The 21,525-nt window shown below is 42.9% G+C and carries 24 protein-coding genes; 8 read left to right on the top strand and 16 right to left on the bottom strand.

Annotated elements, in window-relative coordinates:
- The first annotated feature begins 53 nt into the window (after nt 1-53).
- The 3 genes from QM968_RS05565 to QM968_RS05575 all read left to right on the top strand — a co-directional run bounded on the left by QM968_RS05565 (nt 54) and on the right by QM968_RS05575 (nt 3,588).
- Nucleotides 54-2,342: a Xaa-Pro dipeptidyl-peptidase gene (locus QM968_RS05565; protein ID WP_414382872.1), complete on the top strand. Its 2,289-nt coding sequence runs from the start codon at nt 54-56 to the stop codon at nt 2,340-2,342.
- Between the two features lie 104 nt (nt 2,343-2,446).
- A complete protein-coding gene (locus QM968_RS05570) occupies nt 2,447-2,941 on the top strand; it encodes a DUF536 domain-containing protein (RefSeq protein ID WP_125826623.1) in 495 nt (164 codons plus the stop codon).
- Between the two features lie 53 nt (nt 2,942-2,994).
- Entirely contained in the window at nt 2,995-3,588 is a 594-nt protein-coding gene (locus QM968_RS05575; RefSeq protein ID WP_014713923.1) for a 3'-5' exonuclease, read from the top strand.
- Between the two features lie 206 nt (nt 3,589-3,794).
- Here QM968_RS05575 and QM968_RS05580 read toward each other — a convergent pair whose 3' ends face one another.
- The 3 genes from QM968_RS05580 to QM968_RS05590 form a co-directional block, all read right to left on the bottom strand.
- Nucleotides 3,795-4,094, bottom strand: coding sequence for a YbaB/EbfC family nucleoid-associated protein (locus QM968_RS05580; RefSeq protein ID WP_195311629.1), 300 nt, complete (start codon nt 4,092-4,094; stop codon nt 3,795-3,797).
- Nucleotides 4,095-4,275: 181 nt separating this feature from the next.
- Nucleotides 4,276-4,971 carry an LrgB family protein gene (locus QM968_RS05585; RefSeq protein WP_414382875.1) on the bottom strand — a complete coding sequence of 232 codons (696 nt, stop codon included), beginning with the start codon at nt 4,969-4,971 and terminating at the stop codon, nt 4,276-4,278.
- Entirely contained in the window at nt 4,964-5,344 is a 381-nt protein-coding gene (locus QM968_RS05590) for a CidA/LrgA family protein (RefSeq protein WP_414326455.1), read from the bottom strand. Before QM968_RS05590 ends, QM968_RS05585 begins: the two co-directional genes overlap by 8 nt.
- A 236-nt stretch (nt 5,345-5,580) precedes the next feature.
- On the opposite strand from QM968_RS05590, the gene QM968_RS05595 reads away from it, so the two are divergent.
- A complete protein-coding gene (locus QM968_RS05595; protein WP_414382877.1) occupies nt 5,581-6,753 on the top strand; it encodes an NAD(P)/FAD-dependent oxidoreductase in 1,173 nt (390 codons plus the stop codon).
- Nucleotides 6,754-6,876: 123 nt separating this feature from the next.
- Nucleotides 6,877-7,749, top strand: coding sequence for an aquaglyceroporin Gla (gene gla / locus QM968_RS05600; RefSeq protein ID WP_414382879.1), 873 nt, complete (start codon nt 6,877-6,879; stop codon nt 7,747-7,749).
- Nucleotides 7,750-7,795: 46 nt separating this feature from the next.
- On the opposite strand, the gene QM968_RS05605 is transcribed toward gla, so the two are convergent.
- The 9 genes from QM968_RS05605 to tsaB all read right to left on the bottom strand — a co-directional run bounded on the left by QM968_RS05605 (nt 7,796) and on the right by tsaB (nt 14,085).
- Nucleotides 7,796-8,446 carry a hypothetical protein gene (locus QM968_RS05605; protein WP_414382881.1) on the bottom strand — a complete coding sequence of 217 codons (651 nt, stop codon included), beginning with the start codon at nt 8,444-8,446 and terminating at the stop codon, nt 7,796-7,798.
- A 100-nt stretch (nt 8,447-8,546) separates the two neighbouring features.
- Entirely contained in the window at nt 8,547-8,873 is a 327-nt protein-coding gene (locus QM968_RS05610) for an AzlD domain-containing protein (RefSeq protein WP_009731731.1), read from the bottom strand.
- Nucleotides 8,860-9,555, bottom strand: coding sequence for an AzlC family ABC transporter permease (locus QM968_RS05615; RefSeq protein ID WP_414382883.1), 696 nt, complete (start codon nt 9,553-9,555; stop codon nt 8,860-8,862). Before QM968_RS05615 ends, QM968_RS05610 begins: the two co-directional genes overlap by 14 nt.
- A gap of 99 nt (nt 9,556-9,654) precedes the next feature.
- Nucleotides 9,655-10,209 carry a DUF3592 domain-containing protein gene (locus QM968_RS05620; RefSeq protein WP_414382885.1) on the bottom strand — a complete coding sequence of 185 codons (555 nt, stop codon included), beginning with the start codon at nt 10,207-10,209 and terminating at the stop codon, nt 9,655-9,657.
- A 47-nt stretch (nt 10,210-10,256) separates the two neighbouring features.
- On the bottom strand, nt 10,257-10,802 hold the full coding sequence (locus tag QM968_RS05625) for a hypothetical protein (RefSeq protein WP_414382887.1): 546 nt from the start codon (nt 10,800-10,802) through the stop codon (nt 10,257-10,259).
- A 51-nt stretch (nt 10,803-10,853) separates the two neighbouring features.
- Nucleotides 10,854-11,828, bottom strand: a complete 975-nt coding sequence (locus tag QM968_RS05630) for a hypothetical protein (RefSeq protein ID WP_414382889.1) — start codon at nt 11,826-11,828, stop codon at nt 10,854-10,856.
- Nucleotides 11,829-11,964: 136 nt separating this feature from the next.
- Nucleotides 11,965-12,975: a tRNA (adenosine(37)-N6)-threonylcarbamoyltransferase complex transferase subunit TsaD gene (tsaD, locus tag QM968_RS05635; protein ID WP_009731736.1), complete on the bottom strand. Its 1,011-nt coding sequence runs from the start codon at nt 12,973-12,975 to the stop codon at nt 11,965-11,967.
- Nucleotides 12,965-13,405, bottom strand: coding sequence for a ribosomal protein S18-alanine N-acetyltransferase (gene rimI / locus QM968_RS05640; protein ID WP_414382974.1), 441 nt, complete (start codon nt 13,403-13,405; stop codon nt 12,965-12,967). The genes tsaD and rimI overlap by 11 nt, the downstream gene beginning before the upstream one ends.
- Nucleotides 13,402-14,085 carry a tRNA (adenosine(37)-N6)-threonylcarbamoyltransferase complex dimerization subunit type 1 TsaB gene (gene tsaB / locus QM968_RS05645; RefSeq protein ID WP_414382891.1) on the bottom strand — a complete coding sequence of 228 codons (684 nt, stop codon included), beginning with the start codon at nt 14,083-14,085 and terminating at the stop codon, nt 13,402-13,404. Before tsaB ends, rimI begins: the two co-directional genes overlap by 4 nt.
- Nucleotides 14,086-14,378: 293 nt before the next feature.
- Here tsaB and QM968_RS05650 point away from each other — a divergent pair, with 293 nt between their 5' ends.
- Together QM968_RS05650 and rnjA are read left to right on the top strand one after the other, a co-directional pair.
- On the top strand, nt 14,379-14,609 hold the full coding sequence (locus tag QM968_RS05650) for a DNA-directed RNA polymerase subunit epsilon (protein WP_414326437.1): 231 nt from the start codon (nt 14,379-14,381) through the stop codon (nt 14,607-14,609).
- A 3-nt stretch (nt 14,610-14,612) separates the two neighbouring features.
- Nucleotides 14,613-16,295: a ribonuclease J1 gene (gene rnjA, locus QM968_RS05655; RefSeq protein ID WP_414382893.1), complete on the top strand. Its 1,683-nt coding sequence runs from the start codon at nt 14,613-14,615 to the stop codon at nt 16,293-16,295.
- Between the two features lie 252 nt (nt 16,296-16,547).
- Here rnjA and glnA read toward each other — a convergent pair whose 3' ends face one another.
- The 4 genes from glnA to QM968_RS05675 form a co-directional block, all read right to left on the bottom strand.
- Entirely contained in the window at nt 16,548-17,894 is a 1,347-nt protein-coding gene (gene glnA / locus QM968_RS05660; RefSeq protein ID WP_009731741.1) for a type I glutamate--ammonia ligase, read from the bottom strand.
- Nucleotides 17,895-17,933: 39 nt separating this feature from the next.
- Entirely contained in the window at nt 17,934-18,293 is a 360-nt protein-coding gene (locus tag QM968_RS05665) for a MerR family transcriptional regulator (RefSeq protein WP_009731742.1), read from the bottom strand.
- Between the two features lie 67 nt (nt 18,294-18,360).
- Complete coding sequence (locus QM968_RS05670; protein WP_009731743.1) at nt 18,361-18,894, bottom strand: FUSC family protein; 534 nt, start codon at nt 18,892-18,894, stop codon at nt 18,361-18,363.
- A gap of 568 nt (nt 18,895-19,462) precedes the next feature.
- A complete protein-coding gene (locus QM968_RS05675) occupies nt 19,463-20,662 on the bottom strand; it encodes a phosphoglycerate kinase (protein WP_009731744.1) in 1,200 nt (399 codons plus the stop codon).
- Nucleotides 20,663-20,801: 139 nt separating this feature from the next.
- Between QM968_RS05675 and QM968_RS05680 the strand changes: the two genes are divergently transcribed.
- Complete coding sequence (locus tag QM968_RS05680; protein ID WP_414382896.1) at nt 20,802-21,509, top strand: hypothetical protein; 708 nt, start codon at nt 20,802-20,804, stop codon at nt 21,507-21,509.
- Nucleotides 21,510-21,525 lie beyond the last annotated feature (16 nt).

Genomic DNA, 21,525 nt, shown 5'->3' on the forward strand with positions numbered 1-21,525 from the left:
TCAAGTATAATATAAAAAGTAAAGAACAAAGAAACTGATAAAAGGAGCAGCCTATGAAATACAATCAATATAGCTATCTATCTGTTGACCAAAAAGACATTCTTAAGGAACTAAAAGAAATTGGGTTTGACCTTCCCCTTCATCTTACAGAGAAAGAACTGTTTGAATGGTTTGTTCGCAAGGTTTATTTCACCTACAAAAATACAGATTATCCCCTCTCTAACCTAGTGGCGGATGCTGAAACAGATCTCCTGAGCTATTTCCAATCAGACCGCGAATGGTCGCCGGAGATTTTTTACACAGTAGCTCTCCAGTTGCTCGGTTTCCACTATTTTATTGATTTTGAAGATACGGATAGCTTCTTGAAAGAAGTCCAATTTCCGATTGAGTATGGAAACTTGGTTGAAAACCTCTATCACCTCCTCAATACTCGAACAGTCAAAGGGAATTTACTAATTGATCAGTTGGTCAGCGATGGTTTGATTCCTGAGACCAACCAGTATCACTATTTTAATGGTAAGAGCCTCGCAACCTTTACAAGCCATGATGCCATCCGCGAGGTCGTTTATGTCGAAAGTCGGGTTGATACCGACAAGGATGGCCTGCCAGACTTGGTTAAGGTCAGCATCATCCGTCCTCGCTATGAAGGCAAGATTCCAGCTGTAATGACCGCTAGCCCTTACCACCAAGGGACTAATGACAAGGCCAGCGACAAGGCCCTCTACAATATGAATGTCGACCTCGAGGTTAAAGAACCTCATACCATTCAAGTAGAAACACCTCAATTAGAATTGGTGGACCCTCTTGGTCAAGCTGAACTAGTCGATGAAGCTGAAGAAACCCTCACTCATATCAATTCCAGCTATACCCTCAATGACTACCTGCTTCCACGTGGCTACGCCAATCTTTACGTCTCTGGAGTGGGGACAAAAGATTCGCAAGGGCTGATGACCAACGGAAATTACCAACAAATCGAAGCCTACAAGAACGTTATCGACTGGCTCAATGGCCGTTGCCGGGCCTTTACAGATCATACACGCAAGCGTCAAGTCACAGCTGATTGGTCTAATGGAAAGGTCGCAACGACAGGGATCTCTTACCTTGGAACTATGTCTAACGGTCTTGCGACCACTGGTGTCGATGGTCTTGAAGTCATCATTGCGGAAGCTGGTATCTCTTCTTGGTACAACTACTACCGCGAAAACGGCCTCGTGACAAGTCCTGGTGGCTATCCAGGTGAAGATTTCGATTCCCTTGCCGAATTGACCTACTCGCGCAACCTTCTAGGTGGAGACTATTTGCACCATAATGCAGCCCACCAAGCCGATCTAGACATCGTGAAAAAAGAGCTGGACCGCGCTTCTGGGGACTACAACCAGTTCTGGCACGACCGCAATTATCTCTTACATGCTGATCAGGTGAAGGCTGAGGTGGTTTTCACCCATGGTTCCCAAGACTGGAACGTCAAACCCCTTCACGTCTTTAATATGTTCCAGGCTCTTCCAGCAAGCATCAAGAAACACCTCTTCTATCACAATGGTGCCCATGTCTACCTCAACAACTGGCAATCCATTGACTTCCGAGAAAGCATGAACGCCCTCCTCTCTAAAAAATTGCTGGGCTACGATTCAAGCTATGAATTGCCTACTGTCATCTGGCAGGACAATACAGGAGAACAAAGTTGGACTTCCTTGGATGATTTTGGCAACCAAACAAGTCAGCAAACCTTCTCCCTGGGAGACGACGAAAAAGTCATCCAAAACCGCTACGAGACAAAAGATTACGAGCGCTATGGCAAGGCTTATCCGACCTTCTTAACGGACCTCTACCAGGATAAGGCGCAACAGGTGACTATTGACCTGCCAATCGAAGAAGACCTACACCTCAATGGGAAAGCTCGCCTTCACCTGCGGCTTCACTCCAGCACCAATAAAGGCCTGCTTTCAGCACAACTCTTAGAGCTTGGAAGCAAGAAATACCTCCAACCCTATCCTGCTGTCTTGTCGGTCCGTACGCTGGATAACGGTCGCTACCATATGCTAGACAATTTGACTGAGTTGCCTTTCAAAGAAGCTGGCCAACGAGTCATTTCGAAAGGTTATCTCAACCTCCAAAATCGTCATGACCTCTTAGAGGTTGAGGCTGTGACGCCAGGCGAGTGGATGGAATTTGACTTTGATCTTCAACCAACCATCTACAAGCTCGAAAAAGGAGCGACCCTTCGCCTGGTCCTTTACACAACGGACTTTGAAATCACTGTGCGCGATCAAACCGATTACCAACTGACCATTGATTTAGCACAATCCAGCCTCCATCTTCCTGAAATGACAGAGACCCGCTAATCGTGGTCTCAAGGCTTGCCCTTACTCGGCTTCATTTGACAGCTTAGCCTACTTATGTTACTATCTAATAGAGTATTTCATAGAAAAAGATATTAGAGGAAGTTATGGCGATTGAAAAAACTGTCAGCGAAATTGCTGAAATTTTAGGAGTCAGCCGCCAGGCGGTCAATAACCGTGTCAAGGCGCTGGCTCCAGAAGATACCCAAAAAAACGAAAAAGGGGTTACCGTTGTAACCCGTAGTGGCTTGATCAAGCTCGAAGAAATCTACAAAAAAACTATTTTTGAAGATGAGCCAGTCAGCGATGATGTGAAGCAACGCGAATTGATGGAAATTTTGGTGGATGAAAAAAATTCTGAAATCGTCCGTCTCTACGAGCAACTCAAAGCCAAAGACGAGCAACTCGCTAAGAAAGATGAACAGTTGCGCGTGAAAGACGTTCAAATTGCTGAAAAAGACAAGCAATTGGACCAACAACAACAATTGACTTTACAAGCAATGAACGACCGCGATACCTTGAAACTTGAACTCGAACAAGCCAATGAAAAAGTTCAAGAGCAAGAAAGCAAAGGTTTCTGGGCACGCGTTTTCCGTCGATAATCTGGGGCTGGATCCTACCAGTCCCTTTTCTTTTCTACCACAGGAGATTTCCAATGAAAATATTAGAAGATTATATCGCCTTCGATCTCGAATTTAACCAATACGAAGGTGCCTATCAGATCATCCAGGTGTCTGCCGTGCGTTTTACGGACGGTAAAGAAGTCGACCACTATGACTCCTACGTCTACACCGATAAGCCTCTAAAAAGCTTTATTAACGGCCTCACTGGCATAACTCAGGACAAGATTCAAAATGCTCCACAACTAGAGCAGGTTCTCGGCGAATTCAAGGCCTTCGTTGGAGACCGCCCCTTGATTGGATACAATGCCAAAAAAAGCGACCTTCCCATCCTACTTGAAAATGGCTTGGATTTAGAAGAGCAATACGCTGTCGATGTCTTTGACGAAGCCTTCGAACGTCGTCCATCTGACCTTCATGGCATTAAAAATCTCCAACTCCACACCGTTGCAGAATTTTTGGGAGTTGCAGGAAAATCACACGATAGCTTAGAAGACGCCCGCATGACAGCTCTTGTCTACCAACAATTCCTCGAATTTGATCAAGGCCGTACCCTCCTTGAAGAGCAAGAGAACTTCTCCATCAACCCCTTTGGAGGCTTGGACTTATCCGGATTTTTTGATGAATAAAAAGAGAGAGTGGAACAGAAATCGGTAATTCGTTAGAATTCAATTTCTTCGTCCCACCTCCGCACAGTTGAGTAGGGCTGTAAAAGCTGATGAAATCAGCGTAGTAGAGCCCACTCAACCACTGCGTCTTGCTCGACAATCCAAAAACAATTAAGAGGCTAGGACTTTTGTCCCAGCCTCTTTTGAGTTGATGAAACTTTTTTTGCTTAAAATGGTAATTTCCCTGCGAAAGCACCGAGTTTTTTCTTGGTTGCCGCATCAATTTCTTCAATGGCAGCATTGATGGCTTGCACCGTCATATCAGAAAGCGTTTCTGTATCTTCTGGGTCGACCACTGCAGCGTTAAAATCGATGGAAATAACCTTCTTATCACCTGTAAGAGTCGCGACAACCAAATCCTGAGCAGATTTCCCTACAAATTGAGTTGCAGCTAATTCTGCTTGACTTTGCTCCATTTGCTTTTGCAATTTTTGAGCTTGCTTCATCATATTTTGCATATTCATCATAGCAATCACATTCCTTCCAACTTCTGAAATTTACAGTTCATTATACCATTTTTTAGACGCTTGGAAAAGCCTTGGACACATTGTCATGAAAAGCTCCCTTCTCTCTAGATTGATTTTGATCATTCTCCTAGAAAATAAGAGAGACCCTTCTTGAGCCTCTCTCAGAAAATAATAAAATGTATTAGGATAAAATCATCGAAGCCACAATTGAACTAATGAAGACATACAAAATTCCTGTGATCCCTATTGCCAATCCTGCCATAGCACCAGCCACATGACCATACTTAAATGCCGTCCCTGTTCCTACTGCATGTCCTGTTCCGCCAAGGGCTAAACCAATAGCTACTGGATCTTTTATTTTTAACAGTTTCAATATCGTTGGACCCAAGACACTTGTTAATAATCCAGTTGCTACAACTACCACAAGAGTGATGGTCGTAAGCCCCTGCATTTTTTCAGTAATTCCAACAGCCATTGCCGTCGTAACCGATTTTGGAAAGAGTGAAATAGCTAGAAAATACTTCATCCCAAATGCTTTCGCGATCAAGGCTGTAAAAATGGTATTCACAACAACTGCCAATGTCGAGCCGACTAGAATACTCCGTACATGATGCTTCATCAAATGGAAACTTTTATAGAGAGGAATCCCCAAGGCGACTGTTGATGGGCCAATCAACTGATTTAACAGGGAACCACCGACATAGTAATCTTTATAAGAAATTCCTGTCATCAGTAAGAATGAAATCACGATTACTGTGGCCACTAAAAGTGGCGTTGTGATAGGATGAGGAAATCTGCGAAAGATTAACATCCCAATCAAATAAGCCCAAATAGATAAGACAATCCCAAATAAAGGATTACTCGCAAAATTAGCCATGCTTGCGTCCCCCTTCTGGATAATCACCCTCCAAACGATTTTTTATAAAACTAACCACGATTGCAATTAAAACCACATTGATGACCAAGGCTCCAAGTAGAATCAACATGATCGGAAATAGATAAGGCGCAATCACATGAAACTTATCCATAATACCAACAGCAGGGGGCAGAAACAGAATCGTCATATTGGCTAATAAAAAATTTCCCACCATATTTACATGGCGCATGCGCAAGAGCTTAAATTGCAGTAATAAAAACAAGATCAACAACCCGATCATACTTCCAGGAATTGGTAAGCGCAAGCCTTCAGAAATGATTTCACCAATTAATGAAATCGTAAAAATAATCGTCAGTTGAACATATAATTTCATCTCCATCTCCCTTTTTATATCATGTCCAGTAAAGATTCAGATCCTTTTGCCTCTATTGACTTAAAAGCAACCATCCACTTGTCCCCTATCAGTTTACTATTTTTCAGAAAATTTGCAAGTATATTTCTAAATATTATCACTCCTTTTTCAAATTGCTAGTGGCTATTTTGATCCCTACCATCCATTTTATGATACAATGAAAGCAAAAACGGTTCAGCTACCAAGAAAGGAGCTACATGACTCACTATCACACCATTGTCATCGGTGGTGGTCCAGCAGGTATGATGGCGACCATTGCCAGCGCCTCTTATGGCCAAGCCACCCTTCTCATCGAAAAAAATAAAAAGCTGGGTAAGAAACTCGCTGGTACCGGAGGAGGCCGCTGTAATGTTACGAATAACGGGACCTTAGACGATTTGATGGCTGGTATCCCTGGAAATGGCCGTTTCCTTTACAGTGTGTTTTCTCAATTTGATAATCATGATATCATCCAATTTTTCACCGATAATGGCGTCAAGCTAAAAGTCGAAGATCATGGCCGGGTCTTTCCTGCTAGTGATCAATCTCGCACCATTATTCAAGCTTTAGAGAATAAGATCCTGGAGCTAGGTGCTAGCATTGCCACCAACTGCGAAGTGGTCTCCGTCACCAAACCAGAAGACGTCTTTATCGTCAAGTCTGCTGAAAAAACTTGGACAGCTGACAAGCTGATTGTCACAACTGGGGGCAAATCCTATCCTTCTACCGGCTCTACTGGCTACGGACACGAAATTGCCCGCCACTTCAAACACACCATCACCGATCTCGAAGCGGCAGAAAGTCCTCTTTTGACAGACTTCCCACACAAGGCCCTCCAAGGGATCTCTCTGACAGATGTGACTCTTAGCTATGACAAGCACATGATCACCCATGACCTGCTCTTTACGCATTTCGGTCTTTCTGGCCCTGCAGCCCTTCGGATGTCTAGCTTTGTCAAAGGTGGGGAAATCTTAACTTTAGATCTCCTTCCAACCACTTCTTCTCAAGAGTTAAAAGATTTTCTAGAAGAACATCGAGAAAAGTCCATTAAAAATAGCCTCAAAACCCTTCTTCCTGAACGGTTAGCTGATTTCTTGGTGCAAGGATTCCCTGAAAAAGCTAAGCAACTCACTCCTCCTCAGACAGAAGAGCTCATTCAAAAGATCAAAGAGATGCCCATCTCTGTCACTGGTAAGATGTCTCTAGCCAAGTCCTTTGTGACCAAGGGCGGCGTTAGCCTCAAAGAAATCAATCCTAAAACCCTAGAAAGTAAGCTGGTTCCTGGCCTCCACTTTGCCGGAGAAGTCCTCGATATCAATGCTCATACAGGTGGCTTTAATATCACATCTGCCCTCTGTACCGGTTGGGTCGCAGGAAGTCTTCATTACTGATAAATCATTCTCCATACTTTTTTCTCCACCTATTGAAACAAAATTTTGAAAAAATCTTTACAAGTTAGTATTTACTTGATAGAATGGATTGGTATAAAATTTATAAAGGAGATTATTAGAATCATGGATTTTGATTTTAGTGTTAAACTCATGACTGAGTTTTTCGGTACGGCATTGCTACTGATCCTCGGAAACGGTGCTGTTGCAAACGTTGAATTAAAAGGAACTAAAGGTCATCAAAGCGGATGGCTTGTCATTGCGATTGGATATGGGATGGGTGTTATGATGCCAGCCTTGATGTTTGGTAATGTTTCAGGAAACCACATTAACCCTGCCTTTACTCTTGGACTTGCGGTTAGCGGGCTCTTCCCATGGGCAAATGTTTTACCATACATCGCCGCTCAACTTCTTGGAGCTATGTTTGGACAATTGGTTGTCGTTGTAAGTCACCGTCCATATTATCTCCAGACTGAAAATCCTAACAACATCTTGGGAACATTCTCAACGATTTCTAGTTTGGATAAAGGAACTCCTGAATCACGTAAAGCTGCTACCATCAATGGTTTTATCAACGAATTTGCAGGATCTTTCGTACTTTTCTTTTGTGCACTTGGATTAACCAAGAATTTCTTCGGAGCAGAGGTTGCTGGTCTAGCTCAAAAAGCTGCGGCTGAACAAGGAGGAGTCTTTAATGCTACTTCAACAGCAGCCAAATTGGCTTTGTCACAAGCACATGCTTCAGGACTAGGAATTGCCCACTTGGCTCTTGGCTTCCTTGTTATGGCTCTTGTTACGTCACTCGGTGGTCCTACTGGACCTGGTTTGAACCCTGCACGTGACTTTGGTCCTCGTTTGGTCCACGCCTTCCTTCCAAAGTCTGTCTTAGGAGAGCACAAGGGTGATTCTAAATGGTGGTATGCTTGGGTACCCGTTGTAGCTCCTATTCTTGCTGCTATCTTAGCTGTACTATTGTTCAAAGTTATCTACCTTGCTTAATCTAACTAGTAAAAAACGAACTCGATTTTCCATCGAGTTCGTCTTTTTATTGTTCTTTGGTTAATGAAAAGCGGAAATCATTGTATTTAGTATAGTCAAATTCTGTATTGAGATCCGTTGTGAAAACAATCGGTGTATAGTGTCCGTCTTCTAAGACAAAACCAGGCTCAAATCGGAAGTTTGCTCCACCTAAACCTGTGATCCCAGGGAGTAAGGCATCAGCCCCATCAAAGCCTTCAACATTCCAATAGTAGATATTTCCAGTTGCTTGGACGGCTCTTGCCGTATAGGTCGCTGTCCGAGTCGGTTCGCTATCATTTTTGAAGCTTACCACTGTTGTTACATCCCCATTGGCATCCACTGTCATTTTAATCGCATCCGCTTGTGGACTAGATCCTACCCAAGTTCCTACCAGTTCTGCAGGGACCGTAGCAGAAGCATTCTCGGTCTTACTAGAGTCTTTTGTAGCTGTCTGGCTACTGGCTTGAGTTGAAGAGCTAGCTGTATCTTTTTCCTGAGCAGAAGATGCTGCACTCTTTTTGCTATTACTTTTGGCTTTTTTCTCTACCTTACTGGTAGATGCTTTTGCGGATGAGGAAGCTGTCTTTTTATCCTTAGCACCACAACCACCGAGAGCTAGACCAAGTGAAGCAGCCACTAGAGCAGCGGTACTCCAACGGAAGATTGATTTTTTCATACGATCACCTCTTTATCTTTCTGACTCCCATTATACTCCAATTGTTACAAAAATCAAGTTTTTTTGTAACAATTGTAATTTTTTTGTAACATTTTCCCATTTAAAATGCCAATCGTAATAGAGCGATCAAGACAATTCCAAACAAAACGGTTCCCATAAGGTTTTTGTAACGAAAGGCTACAAAGAGACTGGGAATGGTCACCATGAGATCCAACCAGTGGAACTGCGGGAGGTTTCCAATTTTCCCCTCTACTAAGCTTGATAAAACCAAGGCAAAGATAATGGAAATGGGCAGGTATTTGAGAAAGCGGGTCACAGGAGCCGGCAGTCCCTTGTATTTGACTAAGAGGAAGGGTAAGATCCGAGGAATCCAGGTAACGAGGGCTGAGGCCAGAATGGCCATGAAGATAGAACTATTCACGCGCATCACAAACCACCCCCACAAAACAGCCGATCAAGGTCGCAGCTAGCACAGCAAGCGATTGCGAAACAAAAAAGAGGAAGAACAAGAAACTCACTGCTACTGCTAAGAGCACCATTAGCATGGTCTTGGTCTTTTCTGTCAGTTGCATTCCTTGAAACTGGGCTGCAAAAATCCCAATAAACATAGCCACTAAAGCAAAATCAAGCCCAAAAGCCTTTGGATCAGGTAGGAGAGATCCTAGAGCTGTTCCGATAACCGTCGCACTGATCCAAGCCCCATAGCCTACTAGATTGTTCCCATGCATCCAAGGAACTGTAATGGTATCCGTCTTTAACTTCTCACTCAAGTAGACCCCGTAACTCTCATCTGTCAACAAACTACCAATTCCAATATTATGAACCAGGCTAGCCTCCTTAAAATCAGGGGAGGTATGCAGACTCATCAACATATTCCGGAGATTGATCAAACACACGGTCAAGGCTATATTCAAGATCGAAGAGTGGGCCGCAATCAGAGAGATCATCGCAAACTGGGCCGCCCCAGCATAGACTAGAATACTCATCAAGGCCATCTCCAAAGGAGAAAGATAGGGAGACGCCACCACACCGCAAGCCAGGCCAATACTGATATAGCCTAGAGCTGTCGGCAGCGCATCCCTCACCCCCTGCCAAAAATCTTTTTCCATACTCTCACTCCTTGCTGAATCATTGACCTCTATTATAACACAAGAAAAAAGCTTGAAAAAGGACCGATGAGAAATCCAACTACACTTAATTCCTAACCCTTAATTTGCTTTCCAATTGTATATGATAGATAAAATAGTAAGTGTTACAAAAACGATCATAAAAATGATGTAGAGAACGAGATAAAGAAGAGCTAACTTTTTATACAGTTTATCTTTATTACAAAAACATTCAACATAAGACTCTTCTGGATTTTGAGGATTATACCAGACAGTCATGGTAGATCCTTTAGGAAAGGCTTCTTCTAAAACGTTTGTATAGGATACCATTGAGTTTCTAGAAATCACTAAATTTTCACTTAAAAGATCCGGTGTATCAGCTACCGCCTTTCGACTCATCCAAGGGGCAGATTTCACTACAGTCCAACGATATTCTAATTGTCTCTTATATGTTATTCCATCAACAATATATTCTACAATGGGTGGAATCACTTGTTTTGCGTATGCATAGCCAACAACAATACCTTCAACCCGCTCTGTTGATAGGTTTTTCCTTCTTGCAAAACGCTTAGAAATGTAGGAATAGATGAAAAAAACAGTTAGGAAAAAGATCGACCCGCCCCCTATTACAAAAAGAAGTATAATATATACTGGCATTTTTCTACCTCCTATTTTAAAGAATTTTAATAGCTGTCAAATCTTTCTTACTCACTATTTCTCACTTCTTGAGATATGATCTCTATCATATCAGGCCATTTGGATAATTGGTAATCAAATTTAAACATAAATATCACTAAAAAACTAATGAGCAAAAAGACGACTGCAATGGTTGCATTTCCGATGACAAACAAAAGAATAGCGGGCACAGTTAGGAACCTAAAAAGATTGACCAGAAATGTAAAGTACACCTTCCGTCTCTTTAATGCCTTGATTAACTTCTTGCACTGATCCTCATCCAACTTGGAGGTCTGTAATTTCAGGCTTGCATGGTAATATCGAATGATCCACGCAGCTAAGAAGTAGGAGATAACACCTAAAATCGGAATCGTTCCAACTCGGACCAACTGATTGTCAAATATTCCAACCACCGCTAATCCATCCGAAATTTTATGGATAATAAATAATGTAATAGGGAGCAGTAGATAAGACCAGTAGTTAGGAGAAGATGTCTCTTCTAGTAGGACTTTTTTCTCCCAATCAAAATGGTAATTCTTGTTTTCCCATATTCCTAAATTAATCATTGTTGCCATAATAATCTCTTTTTCATTCTCCTTGTATATTTTCTAAAAACTCTATCAGTATCAATATGAAAAAGATTTACCGTTATAATACTGTTGAATCTCGTCGAACTGAGAGATTTTCGTATCTTTATTTTCTACACTCAGTTCTTTAGGCAGATAGGCATAATCGTACACAGAGGAACCTAATGTAAGAAATTCTGTTTCTAGATCTATCAGTTCTTTCCCATTCGTAATCACACCATTCTCAGAATTGATCACTTTATAAGCAAAACCTTCTGGTTTTGAAAAGAGGTTAAATGCAGTCGGATAGGATGCTTTTAAATTGATATTACCTTTGTAAGATTCATCCTTCCAAAAACCATTATAAAAGGGATGAACTCCAGCAGTGTAGCCTTTACGGGTAGATATTGAGAGATACACTCTATTTTTCTCATTCACGTCTTCTTCCGTTATTTCTTTATCAATTTTAAGGGTTTTAAGATTAAGTAAGAAATAACGTGGCTGAGTTTGCTTCATAATTTTAATGATAGCGTAATCATTCCCATTCATTTTTCGAAGAGTTGGAAAAGATCCATAGAGTTCGAAATCATCATTTTTTACATACTCCACCATCATCTTCCAAAGATCGACTTCCTTTCGTTTCGCCTTACTCCCTGTCAAATCATAAATCTCTAAATGGGCATATTCATCCGACTTCATTTTTTTCGATGGAATAATACCTCTTACTCTGTTTCTTTGTCTAACCAAATAATTAGAGTTCACCTCAACCCAATCTGATGAATCGGGAGACTTCAAAGATTTCTTCCGTTCTTTTTCATCAAACTTCCATTCGACCACAAGCCCATTTTTAGCATGGATAAATTGAAAGTCTTTAATGTCGGATTTCGCATTATAGACCGAAAATTCGTAGGACTCTTTACTCTTATCACTTTTTTCAATTTTCTTTTGTGATTCGCATCCTGCAACCAGTAGCAAACAGACCGCAAAGACAAGCATCGTGCCAATTCTATATTTAGATCTCTTTTCTTTTTTCATCTCTATTCTCTCTTCCACCTCAGTTTTATTCCCTCTATCATACCGAATTTTCTTTCGACTCGCAAATCCGCTACTAGTTGGTGAGATTCCAGCAAAAAAGCCATTGGACCTTACACATCCAATCGGCTCCTTTATCTTATTCAATTCCCTCAAAGGCTAGGCTTGGTTTGGCATTAAGATCCAAGCCTGCGAAGTTTTCTTTGTTCCATTCACTAACACTGGCATAGGCAATCATCCCTGCATTGTCCCCGCAGAGACGCAGAGGTGGGATGATGACCTTAACATCCGTGATGTCAGAAGCCAGGCGTTCACGAAGGCCTTGGTTGGCTGCGACCCCACCCGCAACGACTAAAGTCTTGACTGGATATTTCTCCAAAGCCTTCTTGGTCTTGGCCATGAGAATGTCTAAGACGGCTGCTTGAAAACTCGCTGATAGGTCCGCATTAGAGAGACTTTCTCCTTTTTGCTGGGCATTATGGTGCAGATTGATAAAAGCTGATTTGAGCCCTGAAAAAGAGAATTCCAGATTGTCTTCCTTGATCATAGCCCGTGGGAAATCATAGATATCAGCCCCTTGGTGGGCCAGCTGATCAATCTCACGTCCTGCTGGATAGGTCAAGCCCATCACGCGCCCGACCTTGTCATAAGCCTCACCAACCGCATCATCACGCGTTTCCCCAACAATCTTATAATCACCTGCCTCACTGACGTAGACCAGCTCTGTATGTCCTCCACTCACCAGCAAGGCTAAGAGCGGAAATTCTAAGGGCTCCACGCTTTGAGCGGCCATCAAGTGTCCTGCCATATGATTGACAGGAATCAAAGGGAGGCCGTGCGCCCAGGCAAAGGCCTTAGCCGCTGCTAGGCCGACTAACAGAGCCCCAACCAGTCCTGGACCGTAGGTGACAGCCACAGCTGAGACATCAGCTTCTGTTATGCCGGCTTCTTCCAGAGCTTCTTTAATACAAGCGGTGATGACTTCCACATGGTGACGAGAGGCTACCTCAGGCACTACCCCACCAAAACGCTTGTGACTTTCGATTTGACTGGCAATGACATTGGATAAGAGTTGGTCGTCATTTTTCAAGACAGCCACGCTGGTCTCATCACACGATGTCTCAAAAGCCAAAATATATCTATCTTTCATTCGGGTTCCTCTTCATGATCACGGCATCCTCTATGGGATCGTGATAGTAGTTTTTCCTCCGTGCAATTTCTTCAAAATGCATTTTTTTGTATAGGCCTTGGGCCGGTTGATTGGACAGGCGCACTTCTAAGAAAATCTCTTTTTGGTCCGGCAACTGCGCGAGTAACTGCTGGGCTAGGCCTTGACCCTGAAAGGCAGGCTTGACCGCAATCTGCAAAACCTCTGCTTCATAGAGAGTCTCTTGAATGGCGACAAACCCAAGGACTTGCCGCTCCTCATCCAGAGCTATGAAATAAGTACTTGATGCCTGCTCTAAATCGGCTTGGATCTGCTCCAACTTCCAGGGGCTGTGGCCATAGACATCTTCCATCACAGCAAGAATGGCGGCTGCATCCTGGACGCTCCCTTTCTTGATTGTTCCTTTCATCATAGACGCTTGATGTAGGAGGTCGTTGCTTCCGTGTGGTCTTTGAGCCAATTTTCCTCTGCTTCGACCCGTTTCAGATAATTGGGAACAAAATCATGGAGGCTAGCAGACGCTTGTTTGAGGCCGAGACGTCCGATTTTCACTGCATCCGGCAGGGTTTCAGAGCAAGTAGCCTTTGGCAGATGAGCTTGGATCTGTCCCTCAAAAGCCGTGACCTCTCCGACAAAGGTGACCTGCTTACTCGTTGCTGCACGCTCTAGGACTTCCTCAAATGGAAAATGCCCTTCTGGTGCGACCAGCTGATCTCCTTGGTAAAAACCCGCATAGACATTGTTCCGACGGGCATCCATCACAGGCACTACTAAACCTTCTAGACCATCTGGCACTAGGGCTAAGAGGCTCGAAACCCCAACCAATTCAATCCCTAAGGTATGAGCCAAGGTCTTTGCGGTTGCGACTGCAATGCGCAGTCCAGTATAGCTCCCAGGGCCTTCTGTCACCACGATGCGGTCCAAGTCCTTGGGTGTCAAGTCGATTTGTTGCATCAAAAAATCGATGACCGGCATCAAGGTGATACTATGATTCTTTTTAATGGTTAATGTTGTTTCTGCAAGTAGAGTCTCATCTTCTAAAATCGCTACAGAAAGAGCCTTACTCGAGGTATCAAATGCTAATAATTTCATTTCCTACTCCTCTTGAACTGGATTATATTATACTACAAATTCCCTTCAAATCCCAGCGAAACTCTCCCTTAAAGCGCAGGATTTTCATACACCAGACCCCTCAAAAGCTTGCCTATTATAGGACTTTGTCTCTCTGTCTTTTCCAGTCTACCTTTTACTTACAGGCGAATTTATGATATAATGATAATTAATTGTATCGAATCAGGTCTGCTAGTTGCGAGTCGGAAACTCTAGTGATTGCACTCCTTCGCAACCAATAAAATGGACCGAAATAACGAAAGGAAAATTACTTCATGATTTACAAAGTTTTTTATCAGAAAACAAAAGAACGAAACCCTCGTCGCGAAACGACACATGCACTTTATCTTGATATTGATGCACCAAACGAACGCGAAGGACGCATCCAAGCACGTCAATTGGTTGAACAAAACACCGACTTCAACATTGAATTTATCACACCACTTTCTGAGCAACACCTTGCTTACGAGAAAGAGTCAGGTGCCTTTGAACTAACGGAGTACTAATCCATGGCTTATACCTTAAAACCTGAAGAAGTTGGTGTATTTGCCATTGGTGGACTTGGAGAAATCGGGAAAAATACCTACGGGATCGAATACCAAGATGAAATTATCATTGTCGATGCTGGGATCAAATTTCCAGAAGATGACCTCCTTGGGATCGACTATGTGATCCCTGATTACTCTTATATCGTTGATAATATCGATCGTGTCAAAGCGGTCCTCATTACCCACGGACACGAAGACCACATCGGTGGGATTCCTTTCCTGTTGAAACAAGCCAATGTCCCTATCTATGCTGGACCTTTAGCGCTTGCCTTGATCCGTGGAAAATTAGAAGAGCATGGCCTTCTTCGCGATGCCAAACTCTACGAAATCAACCAAAACACTGAGCTTCAATTTAAAAATCTTAAAGCAACCTTCTTCCGTACGACCCACTCGATTCCAGAACCTTTGGGAATTGTGATTCACACCCCACAAGGAAAGATTGTCTGTACCGGAGATTTTAAATTTGACTTTACACCTGTTGGTGAACCAGCCGACCTCCATCGGATGGCGGCCCTTGGAGAAGAAGGCGTTCTCTGTCTACTTTCAGACTCTACCAACGCGGAAATCCCAACCTTTACCAACTCTGAAAAAGTGGTTGGCCAATCCATCCTGAAGATCATCGAAGGCATCCATGGACGCATCATCTTTGCTTCCTTTGCTTCGAATATCTTCCGTCTCCAACAGGCAGCTGAGGCTGCTGTCAAGACAGGTCGTAAGATCGTGGTCTTTGGACGCTCCATGGAAAAAGCCATTGTCAACGGAATCGAGCTTGGCTACATCAAGGTCCCTGCTGGAACCATTATCGAGCCAAATGAGATCAAAGACTATGCGGCCAATGAAATCCTGATCATGTGTACAGGAAGCCAAGGAGAGCCGATGGCAGCCCTCTCTCGGATCGCCAACGGAACCCACCGCCAAGTGCAACTCCAACCAGGAGACACCGTTATCTTCTCTTCTAGCCCGATTCCTGGGAATACAACCAGTGTGAACAAATTGATCAATACGATTTCTGAAGCAGGTGTCGATGTCATTCACGGGAAGATCAACAACATTCATACATCTGGACACGGGGGGCAACAAGAACAAAAACTCATGCTCCGCTTGATCAAACCAAAATACTTCATGCCTGTCCATGGTGAATACCGGATGCAGAAGATCCACGCAGGACTTGCGCGTGATTGCGGAGTAGAAAAAGACAATATTTTCATCATGAGTAATGGTGATATCCTCGCCCTTACAGCCAACTCTGCTCGTATCGCAGGAAGCTTTAATGCCCAAGACATCTATGTCGATGGAAACCGCATCGGTGAAATCGGAGCTGCCGTTCTCCGTGACCGGAGAGACTTATCCGAAGACGGTGTCGTGCTTGCTGTTGCAACTGTTGACTTCAAGTCAAAAATGATTTTAGCTGGACCAGATATTCTCAGCCGCGGCTTCATCTACATGCGTGAATCAGGGGATTTGATCCGTGAAAGCCAACGCATCCTCTTCAATGCCATTCGTATCGCCCTGAAGAACAAGGATGCCAATATCCAAACTGTTAATGGTGCGATTGTCAATGCCCTTCGCCCATTCCTATACGAAAGTACGGAACGTGAACCCATCATTATCCCAATGATTCTCACACCAGATGACGAAAATTAAAAAATAACCAGTTGAGGCACCTGTCCCAACTGGTTTTATTCTTGCATTTTGAAAAGCAAAGAAGAGGCTGGGACAAAAGTCCTAGCCTCTTAATTGTTTTTGGATTGTCGAGCAAGACGCAGTGGTTGAGTGGGCTTTACTACGCTGATTTCATCAGCTTTTACAGCCCTACTCAACCGTGCGGAGGTGGGACGACGAAATCGAATTCTAACGAATTACTGATTTCTGTCCCACTCTCTTTGCTCTTGTTTCTTAATAAAGATCTAGATAGTTGTCTACTTCCCATTGTGATACGAAGGTAGCGTAGCTTGCCCATTCAATTCGTTTGGCTTCAAGGAAGCTGGTGTAGATGTGCTCACCCAAGGCGGCTTTTACCACATCATCTTCAGTCAAGGCTTTCAAGGCATTGTGAAGGGTAGAAGGTAGATCTGTAATTCCAGCTGCTCTGCGTTCTTCCGGTGTCATTACATAGATATTTTCTTCGATCGGAGCAGGTGCTTCGATTTTGTTTTCAATACCATGTAGTCCAACTTCAAGCAAGACTGCCAAGGCAATGTATGGATTAGCCATTGGGTCTACGGAACGCAATTCCAAACGAGTTCCCATCCCACGTGAAGCTGGTACACGAACCAATGGGGAACGGTTGCGTCCTGCCCAAGCGATGTAAACGGGTGCTTCATATCCTGGAACTAAACGTTTGTATGAGTTGACAGTTGGGTTGGTCACAGCCGTAAAGTTGTAGGCATGTTTGATCAAGCCACCCAAGAAGTGGTAGGCTGTTTCTGACAATTGCATCCCACGTGGATCTTCTGGATCAAAGAAAGCATTCTTGCCATCTTGGTCAAAGAGAGACATATTACAGTGCATACCTGATCCAGCAATTCCAAATTTAGGTTTAGCCATAAAGGTTGCGTACAAACCATGTTTACGAGCAATGGTTTTTACAACAAGTTTAAAGATTTGGATCTTATCACAAGCACGCAACACTTCATCATATTTGAAGTCAATTTCATGCTGACCAACGGCCACTTCGTGGTGACTGGCTTCTACTTCAAAGCCCATCTTGGTCAAGACATTCACGATTTCACGACGAGTGTTATCTGCAAGATCTGTTGGAGCCAAGTCAAAATAGCCACCTTTGTCGTTTACTTCAAGAGTTGGATCTCCATTTTCGTCCAACTTGAAGAGGAAGAATTCAGGTTCTGGACCAAGGTTAAAGGACTTGAATCCAAGCTCTTCCATATGACGAAGGGCCCGTTTCAAATTACCACGTGGGTCTCCTGCAAATGGCTCCCCTTCTGTCGTATAGACATCACAGATCAAGCCAGCTACGCTACCATTTTCATCTCCCCAAGGGAAGACTGTCCATGTATCCAAATCTGGGTACAGATACATGTCTGACTCGTTGATGCGGACAAATCCTTCGATAGAGGAACCATCAAACATAGCCTTGTTTGACAGAACCTTATCCAGTTGCTCATCGGTAGCTGGAATTTCGACGTTCTTCATCGTTCCCAAAATATCTGAAAACATCAAGCGAATAAAAGTAACATTTTTTTCTTTCACTTCACGGCGAATATCTGCAGCAGTAATTGACATTTTTGTCTCCTTAAAATAGATTACAAGCTTATGAAATGATCAACGAAATTGACCATATGGCGATGGGGAAGATGTGAAGCGACTCTGTTGAACAATATCACGATGAAGAGCCTTACGAATCTCTTCTTGGCTAACCACCTTGTTTTGCTCTTGCTCTTTTTCCGCATATCTCTTCTTGATATCCGCAATATTTAAGCCATCTGAGATATAATCTTTAATCTCCAACAGGCGATCCATATTGTCCAATGAATACATGCGACGATTGCCTTCCGTTCGATCAGGAGAAATTAACCCTTGATCTTCATAATAACGAATCTGGCGAGCTGTCAAGTCGGTCAGCTTCATAACACTTCCAATCGGAAAGACTGCCAGCGAGCGTCGTAATTCCTTTTCCTTCATACCATTCCTCTTTCTATTCTATTATATCGAAAAAAAAATCTATGTCAAGATTAAATGTTACATAATCTCACATAGGTTTTTTGTACTTCTTAAGAAGGTCACGAATGCGATCCACATCTGAATTAACCAAAATCGCAACGAAGACTCCGATAAAGGTTTCAAAGATGCGGGCAAAAACATATAGGAAAGTTTCTCCTGTCGGAATCGAGAGAGTAATAATCAACATGGCTGAAACACCACCGATGATTCCAGCTTTGTTGTTCATAGCGACATTGGTCATAATGGTTAACATGGTCGCAATGGGCACAAAAATCAGGGTTACCCAAAAAGCATTGTGGAAGAGGATCTTAATCATAAAGAACAGCAGAGCATAAAAACCACCGATGCTGTTGCCCATGACACGCGAAGCTCCGAAGTGAACACTCTTATCAAAATCTTCTCTCAAACTAAAGACAGCTGTCAGTGCCCCAATCTGCAAGCCCCGCCAGCCAAAGATCCCAAAAATCAATAGAACCAGAAAAACGGCTATCCCTGTTTTGAAGGTTCGCATTCCCAATCGAAATTTGGAACGGTCAAATTTATGTCGTTTAAAGTAATCCATTGTCCCCTATCTTTCTATCTCTTTTATTCTAACATATTTCCAGAAAGGTTCAAGCAGGGAAATGAAGATCGACTAGCTTCCTTCTACTCTACAAAGTCATCTTAAAAACTTTCCTTAGGTGAGTACGGACGTCAGCGAACTTCGAAGAAGTTCCATGACTTAGTTTTGAACCTAAAGTTTCAAAACTCCCGAGTCCTTGAAACAAATGTTTCAAGCACTTTTCTCACGGCGGAAAGTTTCTGGATTTTCTTGATTAATTTCAAAAATGAGATCACATTTTATTTCGATACAGAATCACTTATCTTATATAAAAATTAGTTTGTATACATTCTAAAAAAAGCACCTTTCGGTGCTTCTTCTATGGTTCATGAGGAACCGTCTTATTTTTCAGTCAAGGCTGCAAGTCCTGGAAGAACTTTACCTTCAAGAAGTTCCATTGAAGCTCCACCACCGCGTCACAAATACCTACACTAACACAAAAAGGTGACAGAGCCACCTTTTTGTTAACGTTTCAGTTTTGTTCCTTTTTCTACAAAATCAGGATTTTGTAGAGACTAACGGGCTGAAATTATTTTTCTGTAAGTGCAGCCAAACCTGGCAATACTTTACCTTCAAGGAGTTCCATTGAAGCGCCTCCGCCCGTACTAATCCATGAGAACTTGTCTGCACGTCCAAGGTTGATCGCTGCGGCAGCTGAGTCACCACCACCGATGATTGATTTAACACCTGGTTGTTTCACGATAGCGTCCATCACACCGATTGTACCAGCTTGGAAGTCAGGGTTTTCAAATACACCCATTGGTCCATTCCATACAACTGTTTTAGCACCAGTCAAAGCTTCGTCAAATTTAGCGATAGATTTAGGACCGATATCCAAACCAAGGAATCCTGGGTCTACTGCTTCACCTTCAGTGTCTTTCACTTCAGTGTAGTCAGCAAATGCGTTCGCTTCTTTTGAGTCAACTGGCAAGATCAATTTGCCGTTTGCTTTTTCAAGAAGAGCTTTAGCCACATCCAATTTGTCTTCTTCTACAAGTGAGTTACCGATTTCGATCCCTTGTGCTTTGTAGAATGTGTAAGTCATCCCACCACCGATAAGAACTTTATCAGCTTTTTCAAGCAAGTTTTCAATCACACCGATCTTGTCTGAAACTTTTGAACCACCAAGGATAGCCACGAATGGACGTTCTGGAGCTTCAACTGCTTCTTGGATGTAAGCAATTTCGTTTTCAAGAAGGAATCCAGCAACTGCTTTTTCAACGTTTGCTGAGATACCAACATTAGATGCGTGTGCACGGTGAGCTGTACCGAATGCATCGTTTACGAAGATACCATCTCCAAGTGATGCCCAGTATTTACCAAGTTCAGGATCATTTTTAGATTCTTTCTTGCCGTCAACATCTTCGAAACGAGTGTTTTCAACCAAGAGAACTTGTCCATCTTCAAGAGCGTTAATCGCTGCTTCTAATTCAGCACCACGAGTAACACCTGGAAGGAAAGTAACGTCTTGACCCAATTTAGCAGCCAAGTCAGCAGCTACAGGAGCAAGTGATTTACCTTCTTTATCTGCTTCTTCTTTCACACGTCCAAGGTGAGAGAAAAGAATTGCACGTCCACCTTGTTCAAGGATGTACTTGATAGTTGGAAGAGCTGCAGTGATACGGTTGTCGTTAGTAATCACGCCATCTTTTACAGGTACGTTGAAGTCAACACGAACGAGAACTTTTTTCCCTTTCAAGTCAACGTCTTTAACAGTCAATTTTGCCATTGGATATGACTCCTTCTATTTTTTATACATGATAATTATATCACAAAAGCTGTAAAAGAGGTAGAAAAACCCAAGCTTTTCCCCTCTAATTGACAGTCCAGCTCAGAGACCCTATAATAGGATAAAAAAGGAGAACAAGATGAAACAAGGATTATCCACTCAACAAAGAGAAGCCGATCAAGATTTAAATATCCTAGCACTTCTCACCTTTCTTCCTCTAATAGGCTTTCTAGCTTTCCAGGAGCCGATCATCAGCTTCAGTCGAAACCCAGACCATTCTCTCTGGATGCGCTTATTCGTTCTCTTACTTTGTCAATTTTCTATAGCGGGCTTGGGAGCTAGCGTCATCCTGATCTATCGCCAGGAAGGTATACAGAAATATGGATTAGTCGGAAAAGAAATCTTCCCAACACTCCTTCAAACAGCCCTGTTTGCCTTACCTCTTCTTATTTTTCTCATGGCTTCAGGCCAGGTACACTCCTATCTTCCTTTTCAATCCATCCTCCTAACTAAAGAAGTCTTAGCTAGTCCCTTCCCCATCAATTTCTTAGGTTATCTCTTCATTTCTCTTATATGGGGATTCTGGGAAGGCTTTCATTATGTCTTAATTGCCCAAAAGATCAACCTCCGCTATCCTCAGAAAGAAAAGGGGATGTGGAATCTTGGAGCCTTTGTTTGCACCTTGATCTGCTTGCTCGTCCACAGGATGATCGGCCGTGACTCCTTGTTACTCCTTCAAGAAGCGACTGTATTCATTCTAATTTATGGAATGCTCCAAGTTCATAGACGTACAGGAAATGCTTCGGGCTGTATTCTGATCTTTTTCTTCCTTTGGAATGCCTTTTAAGATTGTTTAAACAAGA

Origin of the sequence: Streptococcus sp. OMI870 (assembly GCF_047460295.1) — a bacterium.
Lineage (GTDB): Bacteria > Bacillota > Bacilli > Lactobacillales > Streptococcaceae > Streptococcus.

Coding starts and splice junctions, on each gene's coding strand:
- QM968_RS05565 (WP_414382872.1), top strand. CDS start 54: ATGAAATACAATCAATATAGCTATCTATCTGTTGACCAAAAAGACATT.
- QM968_RS05670 (WP_009731743.1), bottom strand. CDS start 18,894: ATGGATTACTTTAAACGACATAAATTTGACCGTTCCAAATTTCGATTG.
- tsaB (WP_414382891.1), bottom strand. CDS start 14,085: ATGAAATTATTAGCATTTGATACCTCGAGTAAGGCTCTTTCTGTAGCG.
- QM968_RS05585 (WP_414382875.1), bottom strand. CDS start 4,971: ATGGCTAATTTTGCGAGTAATCCTTTATTTGGGATTGTCTTATCTATT.
- QM968_RS05580 (WP_195311629.1), bottom strand. CDS start 4,094: ATGATGAATATGCAAAATATGATGAAGCAAGCTCAAAAATTGCAAAAG.
- QM968_RS05605 (WP_414382881.1), bottom strand. CDS start 8,446: ATGAAAAAATCAATCTTCCGTTGGAGTACCGCTGCTCTAGTGGCTGCT.
- tsaD (WP_009731736.1), bottom strand. CDS start 12,975: ATGAAAGATAGATATATTTTGGCTTTTGAGACATCGTGTGATGAGACC.
- QM968_RS05615 (WP_414382883.1), bottom strand. CDS start 9,555: ATGGAAAAAGATTTTTGGCAGGGGGTGAGGGATGCGCTGCCGACAGCT.
- QM968_RS05595 (WP_414382877.1), top strand. CDS start 5,581: ATGACTCACTATCACACCATTGTCATCGGTGGTGGTCCAGCAGGTATG.
- QM968_RS05680 (WP_414382896.1), top strand. CDS start 20,802: ATGAAACAAGGATTATCCACTCAACAAAGAGAAGCCGATCAAGATTTA.
- QM968_RS05675 (WP_009731744.1), bottom strand. CDS start 20,662: ATGGCAAAATTGACTGTTAAAGACGTTGACTTGAAAGGGAAAAAAGTT.
- QM968_RS05665 (WP_009731742.1), bottom strand. CDS start 18,293: ATGAAGGAAAAGGAATTACGACGCTCGCTGGCAGTCTTTCCGATTGGA.
- rimI (WP_414382974.1), bottom strand. CDS start 13,405: ATGATGAAAGGAACAATCAAGAAAGGGAGCGTCCAGGATGCAGCCGCC.
- gla (WP_414382879.1), top strand. CDS start 6,877: ATGGATTTTGATTTTAGTGTTAAACTCATGACTGAGTTTTTCGGTACG.
- QM968_RS05610 (WP_009731731.1), bottom strand. CDS start 8,873: ATGCGCGTGAATAGTTCTATCTTCATGGCCATTCTGGCCTCAGCCCTC.
- QM968_RS05630 (WP_414382889.1), bottom strand. CDS start 11,828: ATGAAAAAAGAAAAGAGATCTAAATATAGAATTGGCACGATGCTTGTC.
- QM968_RS05620 (WP_414382885.1), bottom strand. CDS start 10,209: ATGCCAGTATATATTATACTTCTTTTTGTAATAGGGGGCGGGTCGATC.
- QM968_RS05575 (WP_014713923.1), top strand. CDS start 2,995: ATGAAAATATTAGAAGATTATATCGCCTTCGATCTCGAATTTAACCAA.
- QM968_RS05570 (WP_125826623.1), top strand. CDS start 2,447: ATGGCGATTGAAAAAACTGTCAGCGAAATTGCTGAAATTTTAGGAGTC.
- glnA (WP_009731741.1), bottom strand. CDS start 17,894: ATGTCAATTACTGCTGCAGATATTCGCCGTGAAGTGAAAGAAAAAAAT.
- QM968_RS05650 (WP_414326437.1), top strand. CDS start 14,379: ATGATTTACAAAGTTTTTTATCAGAAAACAAAAGAACGAAACCCTCGT.
- QM968_RS05625 (WP_414382887.1), bottom strand. CDS start 10,802: ATGGCAACAATGATTAATTTAGGAATATGGGAAAACAAGAATTACCAT.
- QM968_RS05590 (WP_414326455.1), bottom strand. CDS start 5,344: ATGAAATTATATGTTCAACTGACGATTATTTTTACGATTTCATTAATT.
- rnjA (WP_414382893.1), top strand. CDS start 14,613: ATGGCTTATACCTTAAAACCTGAAGAAGTTGGTGTATTTGCCATTGGT.